This is a genomic window from Streptomyces sp. Tu6071 (assembly GCF_000213055.1).
In the GTDB taxonomy this organism is placed as follows: domain Bacteria; phylum Actinomycetota; class Actinomycetes; order Streptomycetales; family Streptomycetaceae; genus Streptomyces; species Streptomyces evansiae.
Map to the genome: position 1 here is coordinate 6,900,688 of NZ_CM001165.1, position 13,582 is coordinate 6,914,269.

The 13,582-nt window shown below is 75.4% G+C and carries 10 protein-coding genes; 6 read left to right on the plus strand and 4 right to left on the minus strand.

Going from position 1 to position 13,582, the window contains the following annotated elements:
- Window positions 1-71 precede the first annotated feature (71 nt).
- Complete coding sequence (locus STTU_RS29340) at window positions 72-1,277, plus strand: LLM class flavin-dependent oxidoreductase (protein WP_007829677.1); 1,206 nt, start codon at window positions 72-74, stop codon at window positions 1,275-1,277.
- A gap of 27 nt (window positions 1,278-1,304) precedes the next feature.
- Window positions 1,305-2,654, plus strand: coding sequence for an NtaA/DmoA family FMN-dependent monooxygenase (locus STTU_RS29345; RefSeq protein WP_007829679.1), 1,350 nt, complete (start codon window positions 1,305-1,307; stop codon window positions 2,652-2,654).
- A 380-nt stretch (window positions 2,655-3,034) separates the two neighbouring features.
- Here the strand turns inward: STTU_RS29345 and STTU_RS29350 are convergent, their stop codons facing one another.
- Window positions 3,035-3,904: an alpha/beta hydrolase gene (locus STTU_RS29350; RefSeq protein WP_043256681.1), complete on the minus strand. Its 870-nt coding sequence runs from the start codon at window positions 3,902-3,904 to the stop codon at window positions 3,035-3,037.
- A 308-nt stretch (window positions 3,905-4,212) separates the two neighbouring features.
- Between STTU_RS29350 and STTU_RS29355 the strand changes: the two genes are divergently transcribed.
- Together STTU_RS29355 and STTU_RS29360 are read left to right on the plus strand one after the other, a co-directional pair.
- Window positions 4,213-5,373, plus strand: coding sequence for an exonuclease SbcCD subunit D (locus STTU_RS29355; RefSeq protein ID WP_043256682.1), 1,161 nt, complete (start codon window positions 4,213-4,215; stop codon window positions 5,371-5,373).
- Window positions 5,370-8,375 carry an AAA family ATPase gene (locus STTU_RS29360; protein WP_043256683.1) on the plus strand — a complete coding sequence of 1,002 codons (3,006 nt, stop codon included), beginning with the start codon at window positions 5,370-5,372 and terminating at the stop codon, window positions 8,373-8,375. The genes STTU_RS29355 and STTU_RS29360 overlap by 4 nt, the downstream gene beginning before the upstream one ends.
- A gap of 21 nt (window positions 8,376-8,396) precedes the next feature.
- On the opposite strand, the gene STTU_RS29365 is transcribed toward STTU_RS29360, so the two are convergent.
- A complete protein-coding gene (locus STTU_RS29365; RefSeq protein WP_007829695.1) occupies window positions 8,397-8,867 on the minus strand; it encodes an Lrp/AsnC family transcriptional regulator in 471 nt (156 codons plus the stop codon).
- A gap of 93 nt (window positions 8,868-8,960) precedes the next feature.
- Between STTU_RS29365 and STTU_RS29370 the strand changes: the two genes are divergently transcribed.
- Window positions 8,961-9,431, plus strand: coding sequence for a rhodanese-like domain-containing protein (locus tag STTU_RS29370; RefSeq protein WP_043257840.1), 471 nt, complete (start codon window positions 8,961-8,963; stop codon window positions 9,429-9,431).
- Between the two features lie 61 nt (window positions 9,432-9,492).
- Here STTU_RS29370 and STTU_RS29375 read toward each other — a convergent pair whose 3' ends face one another.
- Both STTU_RS29375 and STTU_RS29380 read right to left on the minus strand, forming a co-directional pair.
- Complete coding sequence (locus tag STTU_RS29375) at window positions 9,493-11,175, minus strand: DUF885 domain-containing protein (protein ID WP_007829700.1); 1,683 nt, start codon at window positions 11,173-11,175, stop codon at window positions 9,493-9,495.
- A gap of 240 nt (window positions 11,176-11,415) precedes the next feature.
- The gene (locus tag STTU_RS29380; protein WP_063894624.1) at window positions 11,416-12,807 is read right to left on the minus strand and encodes a GNAT family N-acetyltransferase; all 1,392 of its coding nucleotides are present in this window, start codon (window positions 12,805-12,807) and stop codon (window positions 11,416-11,418) included.
- A 129-nt stretch (window positions 12,808-12,936) separates the two neighbouring features.
- Here STTU_RS29380 and STTU_RS29385 point away from each other — a divergent pair, with 129 nt between their 5' ends.
- Window positions 12,937-13,383 (plus strand): SRPBCC family protein, encoded by a 447-nt coding sequence (locus tag STTU_RS29385; protein ID WP_007829702.1) that lies wholly within the window; start codon window positions 12,937-12,939, stop codon window positions 13,381-13,383.
- Window positions 13,384-13,582: the final 199 nt, after the last annotated feature.

A 13,582-nucleotide genomic window follows, 5' to 3' on the forward strand; every position in this document is an offset into this window, starting at 1 on the left:
CCGCGTGGGCGCCCCGCCCCGTACGGCCTCGTACCGCCGTCCCACCCCTGACCGACCGGAAGGGCCCCAGCATGTCCGACACACCTCCGCTCCACCTCGCCGTCGCCCTCGACGGAGCCGGCTGGCACCCCGCCGCCTGGCGCGAACAGGGCGCCCGACCGGGGGAGTTGTTCACCGCCCGCTACTGGGTGGACCTCGTGCGCGAGGCCGAGGCGGGACTGCTCGACTTCGCCACCTTCGAGGACGCGCTCTCGCTCCAGTCCAGCCGCCTCGAAGGGCCCGACGACCGCACCGACCAGGTGCGCGGCCGGCTCGACGCCGTCCTCACCGCGGCCCGCGTCGCCCCGCTCACGCGGCACCTCGGCCTCGTACCGACCGCCGTCGTCACGCACACCGAGCCCTTCCACCTCTCCAAGGCGATCGCCACGCTCGACCACGTGAGCAAGGGACGCGCCGGGGTACGGGTCCGGATATCCGCCCGCCCGCAGGAGTACGGGCACTTCGGACGCCGTACCCTCGCCCCCCTCACGCTCGGCGAACTCCAGTCCCCCGAGGGGCAGTCGATCGTCTCCGCGCTCTTCGACGAGGCCGCCGACCACGTCGAGGTGCTGCGCCGCCTGTGGGACAGCTGGGAGGACGACGCCGAGATCCGCGACGCCGCCACCGGTCGTTTCGTCGACCGCGACAAACTCCACTACATCGACTTCGAGGGCCCGCACTTCGCCGTCAAGGGCCCCTCCATCACCCCGCGCCCCCCGCAGGGGCAGCCGCTCGTCACCTCCCTCGCCCACCAGACCATCCCCTACCGCCTCGTCGCCCGTTCCGCCGACGTCGGCTACGTCACGCCGCGCAGCGCCGAGGACGCGCGCGCGATCGTCGAGGAGATCCGTACGGAGCGGGCGGCGGCCGGGCGCGCGGACGAACCCCTGCACGTCTTCGGCGACTTGGTGGTCCTTGTCGACGAGGAAGAGGGCCGCGCCGCCGAACGCCTCGCCGCGCTCGACGCCCTGGCCGGAGAGCCCTGCGCGAGCGACGCCGAGATCTTCGCGGGCACGCCCGCCGCACTCGCCGACCTCCTCACCGACTGGCAGGCCGCCGGGCTCACCGGCTTCCGCCTGCGCCCCGCCGTGCTCGGCCACGACCTGCGCGGCATCACGCGCGGACTCGTCCCCGAACTCCAGCGCAGGGGCGCCTTCCGCACCGCCTACACCGCCACCACGCTGCGCGGCCACCTCGGGCTCGACGCCCACCCCGCCAACCGCTACGCGACGGCCTGACGCCCTGCCCCGGAGAGGAACCCTTCCATGAGCACCCCGCTCAAGCAGATCCACCTGGCGGCCCACTTCCCCGGCGTCAACAACACCACCGTGTGGAGCGACCCGGACTCCGGCAGCCACATCGACTTCGACTCCTTCGTCCACTTCGCCGAGACCGCCGAGCGCGCCAAATTCGACTTCCTCTTCCTCGCCGAGGGGCTGCGGCTGCGCGAACAGGCCGGGGAAATCTACGACTTGGACGTCGTGGGCCGCCCCGACACCTTCACGGTCCTCGCCGCCCTCGCCGGTGTCACGACGCACGTCGGCCTCACCGGCACCATCAACTCCACCTTCAACGAGCCCTACGAGGTGGCCCGCCAGTTCGCGAGCCTCGACCACCTCTCCGCCGGGCGCGCCGCGTGGAACGTCGTCACCTCCTGGGACGCCTTCACCGGCGAGAACTTCCGGCGCGGCGGCTTCCTGCCCCGCGAGCAACGCTACGCGCGCGCCAAGGAGTTCCTCGCGACCGCGCACGAACTATTCGACTCCTGGCACGGCGACGAGATCGCCGCCGACCCGGATTCCGGCACCTTCCTGCGCACCGCGCGGGCCGGGGCCTTCGCGCACCACGGCGAACAGTTCGACATCCAGGGCCGGTTCAACGTCCCCCGCAGCCCGCAGGGCCGTCCCGTCATCTTCCAGGCTGGCGACTCCGAGGAGGGCCGCGAGTTCGCCGCCGCCGAGGCCGACGCGATCTTCAGCCGCCACGACACCCTGGAGGCCGGCCAGGCGTTCTACCGCGACGTCAAGGGCCGCCTCGCCCGCCACGGCCGCACCCCCGACCAGCTCCTCATCCTGCCCGCGGCCACCTTCGCCCTCGCCGACACCGACGCAGAGGCCCGCGAACTCGCCCACGGGATACGCCTCAAGCAGGTGAGCGGACAGACCGCGCTGCGCCACCTCGAACACGTGTGGAACACGGACCTCTCCGGCTACGACCCCGAGGGCCCGCTCCCCGACATCGACCCGGTCCCCGGCGAGCACACCCTCGCCCAGGGCCGTTCGACCACGCGCCACCACCGCGACCCGCGCGAGATCGCCCGCGAACTGCGCGAGCGCGCCGAGGCGAAGAACCTGTCCATCCGCGAACTCGTCATCGACATCACCGCCCGCCAGACCTTCATCGGCTCGGCGGAGACCATCGCCGCGACGATCAACGACCTCGTCCAGCGCGACGCCGCGGACGGCTTCATCCTCGCCCCGCACGTGAGCCCCGGCGGCCTCGACACCTTCGCGGCCCAGGTCGTCCCGCTCCTCCAGGAACGGGGGGTCTTCCGCGACGAGTACGAGGGGACGACGCTGCGGGAGCACCTGGGGCTGGCCCACCCGGACGCGTAGGAGGACCGGGAGCCGGACGAGTGAGGGGAGGAGGCGCCCCGGGCACGGGTACGGGGGGTGCCCGGGGCCCGCCTCCTCGGAGCGGGAGCGGAAGCGGGCGGCCGGGGCTCGGAGGCGGGGCCGGACCGGAAGGGGCTGGTGTCGCCTGCGCCCGGGGCGGATGGGCCGTGCGGTGCGAGTGCCGCGTGGTCTCGCCCCGGGCCGGGCCTTCGCACCCCACCGCTCACGGTGGCGGGACTCCCGTCGCCGTGGCCCCGCCCCGTGCGCGGCCCCGGCTCGTGCGCGGCCCCGCACGACGTGGCGCCGGTCGCGCGATGCGCCGGCGCCCCGGCCCGCCGCGTTGCGCGGGGGGACGCGCGCACCGGCCGCCCTGATCGCCGTCATCCCCCTGCCAGCTCCGTGAGCACCGCCGCCGCCCCGGCCGGACGCACCAGCCAGTGCAGGTGGCTGCCCGGGAGGGTGCGGACCTTCGTCGGGTTCCCGGGGGTGAGGGTGTCCGCTTCGCGGATCATGCGGTCCTGCATGGCGAGGGGGATGCTCGCGTCCTCCGCCAGACGGACGAAGGCGCGCGGGACCGTCCCCCAGGTCTCGGCCCGTGCCCGGTCGTCCGGTGTGCCGGCGTCCAGGCTCTCGTCGGGCTGGAAGGTGTTGAGGAAGCCGAGCAGCTCGTCGTCGCTCAGGTCGGCCCCGAAGGCCGCCCTGAAGGCGGCGAGTGCCTCCGGCTTCGCGGTACGGAAATTGACCCGCAGGACGCCGAGAGCTGCGGGGTCCCCGGCGACCGCGGGAGCGAATGCCGCCGGATCGACGCCCGCCATCTCGGGCTCGCCGTAGTAGTCGCCCACCGGCAGGTCCACGGGACACCACGCGGACACGTACACGAGCAGGTCGACGAGGTCGGGCCGCGCGTTCGCCGCCGCGGTCACGGTCGCCCCGCCCCGGCTGTGCGCGACGAGGACGACGGGCCCGTGCTCCCGTACCCGCTCCAGCACCCCGACGAGATGCGCCGCGTTGTCCGCGAGCGTCACGCCTTTGATGAGCCCCGCCGCGCCCGCGAGCGCCGCCGCGTCCTGCGGGGCCTGGTACCCGAGCGGGAACGTCGCGCCGAAGCCGTGCCCCGGGAGATCGACGGCGAGCGACCGCTGCCCGCGCAGGGCGAGTTCGCGTTGAAGGGGTGCGAACGAGAACGAGTTGGCGAAGGCGCCGTGGACCAGGACGAAGGTGGGAAGGGCGGGAACGGTGGGAGCGACCATGCGCACACCCTGTCCGGGAGTGTCCTCGCCTTCAAGGTCGCGTGGCGTCAGCACGTTTCCGCATCGACGGTGGTGGTGGGTGGGGGGAACGAAGAAGATCCCTTCGCGACCCGGTATGGGGACATGCGGGCTCTGGCCCGGCCCGAAAAGTCCCGCAACGCCTGAAACGGTCGCTCTCGACAACGGCGTGCGAGCCGCGCTCCGCCGGGTGGCAGACTGTCGGGCGTGAGGTTTCAGGTGGCCGTCGGGTGCGGCGGGAACGGTGCGCGTGGTGGTGTACGGGTGAACGGACGGGCAAAGGGGCGGCGTTGAGGATTCTGCACACCTCCGACTGGCACCTCGGGCGCTCGCTGCACCGGGTGTCGCTGCTCGACGCGCAGGCCGCCTTCCTCGACCACCTCGTGGCGACGGTGCGGGAGCGGGACGTCGAGGCCGTCGTCGTGGCCGGGGACGTGTACGACCGGGCGGTGCCCTCGCTGCCCGCCGTCGAGCTGTACGACCAGGCGCTGCACCGGCTCGCCGCGCTCGGCGTGCCCACCGTGCTCATCCCGGGGAACCACGATTCCGCGCGGCGCCTCGGCGTCGGCGCCGGGCTGCTCGGCAGCGCCGGGGTCCACCTGCGGACCAGGCCCGCCGAGTGCGGGAAGCCCGTCGTGTTGCGCGACGCGCACGGCGAGGTCGCCTTCTACGGGCTGCCCTACCTCGAACCGGGGCTCGTCAAGGACGAGTTCGCCGCCCCCGCCGATCACGAGGGCGTCCTCGGCGCCGCGCTCGACCGGGTCCGCGCCGACCTCGCGACCCGCCCCGAAGGCACCCGTTCCGTCGTCCTCGCGCACGCCTTCGTCACCGGCGGCGCCCCCAGCGACAGCGAGCGCGACATCACCGTGGGCGGCGTCAGCGCCGTGCCCGCCGCGCTCTTCGACGGCATCGACTACGTCGCGCTCGGCCACCTCCACGGCAGCCAGGCACTCGGCGAGCGGCTGCGCTACTCGGGCTCCCCGCTCGCGTACTCCTTCTCCGAGGCGGACCACCGCAAGAGCATGTGGCTGATCGACCTGGACGGCGCGGGCGCCCTCACCGCCGAGCGCGTCGACTGCCCCGTCCCGCGCCCTCTCGCCCGCCTGCGCGGCACGCTCGGAGAACTCCTCGCCGACCCCGCGCACACCCCGCACGAGGACGCGTGGGTCGAGGCGACGCTCACCGACTCCGTACGGCCGGACGAACCGATGGCGCGGCTCGCCGTCCGCTTCCCGCACCTGCTCAGCCTCGTCTTCGCGCCCGAGCGCCCGCCCGAGCCGGACGGGCGCAGCTACGCACGCCGCCTCCAGGGGCGCGGGGACCACGAGATCACCGAGGACTTCGTCGCCCACGTACGCGGCGAGGCCCCCAGCGAGGCGGAGCGCGCCGTGCTGCGCGCCGCCGTGGACGCCGTACGCCTGGAGACCCAGGCCACGGAGGCCCGCCGATGAGACTCCACCGCCTCACCGTCACCGCCTTCGGTCCCTTCGCCGGGACCCAGACCGTCGACTTCGACCGCCTCGCCGAGGCCGGTCTCTTCCTCCTGCACGGCGCGACGGGAGCGGGCAAGACGTCCCTGCTCGACGCCGTCTGCTACGCGCTCTACGGCGTCGTCCCCGGCCACCGGCAGGGCGTCTCCGCGCAGGGCGAGAAGCTGCGCAGCGACCACGCGGCCCCCGGCACCCGCACCTCCGTCACGCTCGACTTCACCGTCTCGGGCCGCCGCCTGGAGATCACCCGGCAGCCCCCCTTCGTACGGGCCAAGAAACGCGGCACCGGCACCACGACCGAGAAGGCCCTCACCACGCTCCGCGCCCACGACCCGGCGCGGGGCTGGACCGGGCTGAGCCGCACCCACCAGGAGATCGGCGAGGAGATCAGGCAGCTCCTCGGCCTCAGCAGCGAACAGTTCTGCCAGGTCGTCCTCCTCCCGCAGGGGCAGTTCGCCCGCTTCCTCGGCGCCGACACGGCCGACCGCGCGCTCCTGCTGCGCCAGCTCTTCGACACACGCCGCTTCTTCGAGATCGAGACCCACCTGCGCGAGCGCAAGGCCGAGACGGACGAGGCGGTGCGGCACGCCGACAGCGACCTCCTCGCGCTCCACCACCGCATCGCCCAGGCCGCCGCGCCGCCCCGCGACGAGGCCCCCGGCCAGCCCCCGGCGGCCGGTGACCCCGCTCTGCCCGAATTCGTCCTCACCCACGCCGCGCTCGCCCGCGCGCACGCCCGTGAACTGCTCGACATCGCGCGCCTGCGCCACCAGGGCGCGGAGGCCGCCCATCACGCCGCCTCGGCCGCGCACGACCGCGTCCGCGAACTCGCCGCCCTCCAGCGCCGGTACGCCGAGGCCCGCGCCCGCGCCGACGCGCTCGCCGCGCGCGAGCCCGCGCACCGCGCGGACCTCGACCGGCTCGACGCCGCGCGCCGCGCCGGGACCGTCGCCCCCGCGCTCGACCTGCGCGCCGCGGCGGCCACCGCCCACGCCGAAGCGCTCGCCGCCGAGCGCCGCCTGCGCGCGACCCTGCCGCCCGAGCACGCCGAGGCCGATGCGGCGGGCCTCGCCGAGGCCGCCCGGCGGCAGGACGAAGCACGCGGCGCGCTCGCCTCCGCCCGCCGCGCCGAGGAACGTCTCCGGGAACTCGTACGGGAACGCGACGCCGTGGACCGCGAGGACCGCGCCGACGCGCAGGCCCGTGCCGAGGACGAGCAGTGGCTCGACGCCTGGCCCGAGCGCCGCGCGGAGCTGCGCGCCCGCGTCGCCGGGGCCCGGGACGCGGCCACCCGCGCCGCCGAACTCACCGGGCGCGCCGAGCCCGTGGCGCGCCGTCTCGCCGCCGCCCGCCGGTACGGGGAACTGGCGGCGGAGCACGCGCGGGCCGAGACCGCCGAGGCGGAGGCCCGCGCCCGCCGCGACGCGTGCCGCGCCGCCTGGCTCGACGCGCGCGAGGCCCGCCTCGACGGCATCGCCGCCGAACTCGCGGCGCAGCTCGCCCCCGGCGCCCCCTGCGCCGTGTGCGGGGCCACGGAGCACCCCGCGCCCGCCGGGCGCGCCGCACGGCACACCGACCGGGCCGCCGAGGACGCCGCCGAGACCGCCTACCGCCGCGCGGAGACGGCCGCGAGCGAGGCCACCGCCCACGCCCGGACGCTCGCCGCACAGCGCGACGCCGCGGCCGAGGCGGCGGGCGACGCGCCCCTCGCCGCCCTCGCCGCCGAGAAGTCCGCGCTCGACCGCGACCTCGCCGCGGCGCACGCCGAGGCCGCCCGCCTCACCGAGGCCCTGCACGCCGAGGAGCGCGCCGAGCGCGAGCACACCCGCCGCACCGGGGCGCGCGAGGCGGCGGTCACGCGCGCCGCGGCCCGGACGAGCGCGCGCGAAGCGCTCGACGCAGAGGAGGGCCGGCTCCGCGCGGAGGCCGCCGAGGCGCGGGGCAACTTCGCGAGCGTCGCCGACCGCGCCCGCCACCTCGAAGGACGCGCACGCCTCCTCGCCGGGGCCGCCGAAGCGGTACGCTCCGTCGCCACGACGGCCGACCGGCTCAAGGAGGCCGACGCGCGCCTCGCCGACGCCGCCTTCACCGCCCGCTTCGACACCCCCGCCCGGGCCGCGGCGGCGAGGCTCCCCGAGCCCGAGGCCCGTGAGCTGCGCGCACGCACCGAGGCCCACGCCCGCGAGGCCCACACCGTCCACCTCGCGCTCGCCGAACACGCCGTCGCCGAAGCCGCCGCGCAGCCGCCCGCCGCGCCCGGCCCGGCGGCGGCCCACGCCCGCGCGGCCGAGGCGGCGGCCCGTACCGCCGCGTCCGCGCACGACGCCGCCCGGACCCGTGCCACCGCGCTCCGGAGCCTCTCCGCCACGCTCGCGGCGCGCGTCGGGGAACTCGGCCCGCTGCGCGCCCGGCACGCGCTCGTGAGCGGACTCGCCGACCTCGCCACGGGGAGCGCGAAGCGCAACGAGCGGAAGATGCGCCTGGAGTCGTACGTGCTCGCCGCGCGCCTGGAGCAGATCGCGGCGGCGGCGACGACGCGCCTCGCCCGTATGTCGCAGGGCCGCTACACGCTCGTCCACTCCGACGACCGCGCGGCGCGCGGCAAGCTCTCCGGGCTCGGCCTGCACGTCGTCGACGCGTGGACCGGGCGCGAGCGCGACACCGCGAGCCTGTCGGGCGGCGAGACCTTCTACGTGTCGCTCGCCCTCGCGCTCGGGCTCGCGGACGTGGTCACCGACGAGGCGGGCGGGGTGCGGCTCGACACGCTCTTCATCGACGAGGGCTTCGGGAGCCTCGACGAGCAGACTCTCGACGAGGTCATGGACGTCCTCGACGGACTGCGCGAGCGCGAGCGCTGCGTCGGCATCGTGAGCCACGTCGGCGAACTGCGCCGCCGCGTGCCCGCGCAACTGGAGGTCGTCAAGGGCCGGGCGGGCTCGGCGGTGCGGGAGCGGGGATTCTGAGGACCCGCCGCACGGCACCGCTCACCCCTCCGGGGCCCGCAGCGCCCGGCCCGGCAGGGGCGAGGAGTAGACGACGTTCGTCGTCACGGCACCGAGCGTCCCGATCCGCCCCACCTGCGTCTCCAGGTCCCGCATCGAACGGGCGGCGACCTTCAGGAGGAAGCAGTCCTCGCCCGTCACGTGGTGCGCTTCGAGCACCTGCGGCATGACGGCCATGAGGTCGTGGAAGGGCTTGTAGTTCGTCGTCGGGTATCGCAGCCGTACGAAGGCGAGCACCCCGAGCCCGAGCCGTTCCGGGTCGAGCACCGCCGTGTACCCGCGCACCAACCCCGCCTCCTCCAGGCGCCGCACCCGTTCCGTCACCGCGCTCGGCGACATCGCGACCTCGCGCGCCAGCTCGGCGAACGAGGCCCGCCCGTCCCGCTGGAGCGCGTCGAGCAGCCGCCAGTCGGTGGCGTCGGGGGAGAAGGGGCCGGAGGAATACGTGGTCATGGTGCCGATATACCAGGGTTTCCCCGGTGAAGGCGAGCCGGAGCCGGGATGTCCGCCTGTGACGGGCCGCCCCCGCTCCGTACCGTTGACGCCATGCAGACCACCCCAGCACTCGGCGCCTTCGCCGAACCCGCCACGGCCGCCGCCCACTTCCGCGCCCTCCTCGCGCACGCCGCCGACGTCTCCGACGTGGCCGCCGTGCTGGCCCGCGACGGCGACCCCGGCTTCGTCCTCGTCGACACCCGCTCCGAGGACGCCTGGAACCAGGGCCGCATCCCGAGCGCCCGCCACCTGCCCACCGCCGTCCTCGCGACCGGCGCGCACGGCCTCGACCCCGGGGTGCCCGTCGTCGTCCACTGCTGGGGGCCGGGCTGCAACGGCGCCCAGCGAGCGGCCCTCGTCCTGGCCGAACAGGGCTTCCGGGTCAAGGAATTGATGGGCGGCTTCGAGTACTGGGCGCGCGAGGGACTCCCGTACGAGACCGGGACCGCGCCCGCCGTGACGCGCCGCGACCCGGCGGACCGCCTCACGGCCCCGCTCGCGACGGACGACTGCGGCTGCTGAACGCGCGGAGGGGCGGGGACCCGGCCGGTCCCCGCCCCTCCCTGTACGCCGCGTCAGCCGCTCAGAGCCGCGACAGCTCCTCCACCAGGTCGTCGAGACCCAGCGAGCCCTGCGAGAGGGCGGCCATGTGCCACTTCTTCGCGTCGAACGCGTCGCCGTGCGCCTTCTGCGCGTTGGCGCGGCCGGTGAGCCAGGCACGCTCGCCGAGCTTGTAGCCGATGGCCTGACCCGGCATCGAGAGGTAGCGGATCATCTCGCTCGCGACGAACGCGGCGGGGCGGCTGCTGTGCGCGGCGAAGAATTCGTGCGCGAGGGCCGGGGTCCAGCGCTCGCCCGGGTGGAAGGGCGAGTCGGCCGGGATCTCCAGCTCCAGGTGCATGCCGATGTCGATGATGACGCGGACCGCGCGCATCATCTGCGCGTCGAGGTAGCCGAGGCGCTTCTCCGGCGTGTCGAGGAAGCCCAGCTCGTCCATGAGGCGCTCGGCGTACAGCGCCCAGCCCTCGACGTTCGCCGAGACCATGCCGATGCCGGCCTGGTAGCGCGAGAGGCTGTCGGCGACGTGCGTCCACTGCGCGAGCTGGAGGTGGTGCCCGGGAACGCCCTCGTGGTACCAGGTCGAGGTGAGGTCGTAGACGGGGAAGCTCGTCTCGCCCATCGTGGGCAGCCACGTGCGGCCCGGACGCGAGAAGTCCTCCGAGGGCTCCGTGTAGTACGGGGCCGCCGCGCTCCCGGCGGGGGCGATGCACGCCTCGACCTTGCGGACCCGGTCGGCCAGCTCGAAGTGGGTGCCGTCGAGCTGCTCGATCGCCTCGTCCATGAGGCTCTGGAGCCACTGGCGGGCCTCCTCGACGCCCTCGATGCGCGTGCCGTGCTCGTCGAGGTGCGCGAGCGCGACCCACGGGGTCGCCGCCCCGGGCAGCACCTTCTCGGCCTCGGTGCGCATCTCGGCGAGCAGCCGGTGGAACTCGGACCAGCCGTACGCGTACGCCTCGTCCAGGTCCAGGTCGCTGCCGTTGAAGTTCCGGGCCCAGCGCGCGTAGCGCTCGCGGCCCACGACGGCCGGGGCGTCGGCGATCTCGGGCGCGTACGTGTCGCGCACCCAGTCCCGCAGTGCGACGACGGCGGCCGTGGCGCCGCGCGCGGCTTCGTCCAGCTCGGCGCGCAGCGTCTCGGGCCCGGCGGCGGCGAAGTCCTCGAACCAGCCGCGGCCCTCGCCCGCCCACTCGGTGAGCTGCTCGACGAAGGTCGCGGTCGGCTCGGGCTGCGCGGGCAGGTCGCGCTCCAGGCCGAGCGCGAGCGACTCCTGGTAGCCCTCCAGCGCCGCGGGGACGGCGCGCAGCCGCGCGGCGATCGCCCGCCAGTCGTCCTCGCTCGCGGTCGGCATCAGCGTGAAGATGTCCCGCACGGGGTGCGCGGGGGTGTTCATGTTGCCGACGGTGCGCAGGTGCTCGCCCGCCTCGTGGACGGCGAGTTCGGCGGTGAGACGCTCGCGCAGCAGGCGGGCGCAGCGCCGCTCGATGTCGCTGTCGGCGCCCGGCGCCCGCTCGGCCTCGGCGAGCCGGTCCAGGGTGGTGCGGGCGAGCGCGGCGAACGCCTCGGCCCCGGTGGGGGAGAAGTCGGGCAGCCGCGTGGCGCTCTCGGCGACACCGAGGTACGTACCGGTGATCGGGTCGAGGGCGACGAGGTCGTCGACGTACGCGTCGGCGACCTCGCGGGGCAGCGGGGTCTTGGTCTCTGGCATGCGCTCATCTTGGTACCTGACGGCGGGGGATGTCATCCGGATGGCGGCCCCGGGGCGTCCGGTTTCCGGACGGATTGCCGAAACACAGGGGGTGAAAGCGGCTGTTCTCGCACGTAAACGGGCCCCGGGCGGTGGTGTCCGGGACCCGTTTTCGGCCGGGAGGGGGCCTCGCGGGCGCGCGGGGCGGGCGAGACGGCCGGAGGCCGCGCGAGCGGTACGGGGCCGCGCGGGCCGGGGGTTTCAGGCCCGCCCGTGCCCCTCGCCCGCAGTGCCCCGTACGCGTACGTGTTCGGCCGCGTCCGGTACGTACCCCGCGAGGCGCGCCGTGATCACGAGCGTGCCCTCCTCGATCTGGTAGTCCAGCGGCAGCCCGAGGCCGCGCATCGCGGCGACCATCCCGGTGTTGGACGCCTGGGTCACCGCGTACACGCTGTCGGCCCGCGCCTCGGCGGCCATCGCGACGAGCCGTTCGAGGAGCCGCGAGCCGACGCCCTTGCGCTGCCAGGCGTCCTCCACGAGCAGCGCGACCTCGGTCTCCTCGCCGTCCCACAACAGGTGCCCGAGCGCGACGAGCCGCCCGGAGGCGGTCCGCGCCGCGAGGGTGCGGCCGTGCCGGGGGCTGAGCAGGTGCGCGAGGTAGCGATCGGCGTCGCGCACCGGGCCGTGGTAGCGGCGGGCGAGCGTCGCGGGGGAGCAGCGGGCGTGGAGTTCCCTCGCCTCGTCCAGGTCGCCCTGCCCGGCCCGTTCGACCGTCACGGCCTCGCCGCGCGGCAGCGTGTACACCTCGGCGCCGCCGGGGAGGCGGGGACCGAGACGCGCGTCGAGGGCGAGGAGCGCGCGGGCGCGCGCGAACTCGGTGGGCGTGAAGGGCAGGTAGGCCCGCTCGGCGGTGACGACGTCTCCTTCGGGGGTGTGCAGGCGCAGGACGGTGCCGGGACCGCCCTCGCCGTCGTGGATGCCCTCGGCGCCCCGCGCCGCCTTCCCCGCGGGCAGCGAGCGGATCGCGCAGCGGCCGAGGAGTTCGCGCAGCGCGCGCGGCAGCTCGGCCGGGTCGAGGGCGGTGCGCGTGGCGAGGTGCAGGATGCGCGCGGGCGGGTCCACGAGGTCGTGGGCGTCCGCGCGCTCGATCCACGTACCGCTGCCGCCCGCGGCGGCGACCGCCCGGGTCAGCGCGCCCGCCTCCAGGCTCGCGGGCGCGCGCAGCGAGAACTCGTCGACGGTGCCCTCGGCGAGCGGGTGCGTCTGAAGGCTGAGGATGTCCACGCGGTGCCGCGCGAGCGCCCCGCACAGCGCGGCGAGCGAGCCGGGCTCGTCGCGCACGGTGGTGCGCATCCGCCACAGGGCGGTCGCGCCGCCGCCCTCCCGGGTGACCGGTTCCGCACCGGTCCCGGTATCGAGCGGGGGAGGGGCGTGCCCGTGGCGGCGTGACCACCACACGTGGAAACCGGCGGTCGCGGCGAGCAGTACCGCCGAGGTGATCAGCAGCTCGGGGCCCCCGGGTCCGTGCGCGACGGTGTTGGCGACCGCGTCGGCGACGGCGACGGCGGTGAAGAGCGCGGCCAGCTCGACGAGTTCGCGGCGCCAGTGGCGCGGACGCGGGGCCGCCTTGTGCACAGAGGTCTCAGCATTCATGGGCTCAGCCTCGGGCACGGGTGTTGCGTGACAACGAACGCTTTGTGACTGATCGGTTAAGTATCGTTCCGATCCGGAACGCATGGATCTGTTCCGTTGCGTCCGGGAAAGCAAGGAAAGGTAACCCTCTTGGCTCTCTTCGTGATCGAGCGCGGCAGCACGCTCCCGGCGGCACGCGCCTGGGACCTGCTCACCGACTGGCGCCGGCACGGGCGCGTCGCCCCCCTCACGGCGGTACGGGTACGCAGCGGCCCCCCGGGCGGCGGGCTCGGCACCGTCTTCGTCGCCAGGACCCGTATCGGCCGCCTGGGCTTCGACGACCCCATGGAGGTCACCGAGTGGCGGCCCCCGGGCACGGACACGCCCGGGGCCTGCCGTCTCGACAAGCGCGGGCGGGTCTTCACGGGCTGGGCCCTCGTCGAGGTCCTGCCGCTCGCGACGGGCTGCCGCGTCCGCTGGACCGAGGACCTCGGCCTGCGCGGGCTCCCGCGCGCGGCGGACCCCGTGACACGGCGCGTGGCCGCGGCGGTCTTCGGACGGGCGGTGGACCGGCTGCTGGTGGCGGACGGGGAATGAGCGGTCCGCACACGCGGCATATGCGTTCCGCGCGCCCGCCGCCCGCCCCCGCCCGCGCGCGGCAGGTGCGGGAAGCACGTCGCGGGCGTGCGGGACCGGGCCCGCACTGGTGACAACGGGCACTGCCCACCGCCGTCGTGGCGTGCGAATCTCGATCGCGCCGCCGGTTCCGGTGGCCCGCACCGCACCGAGGGAGGTC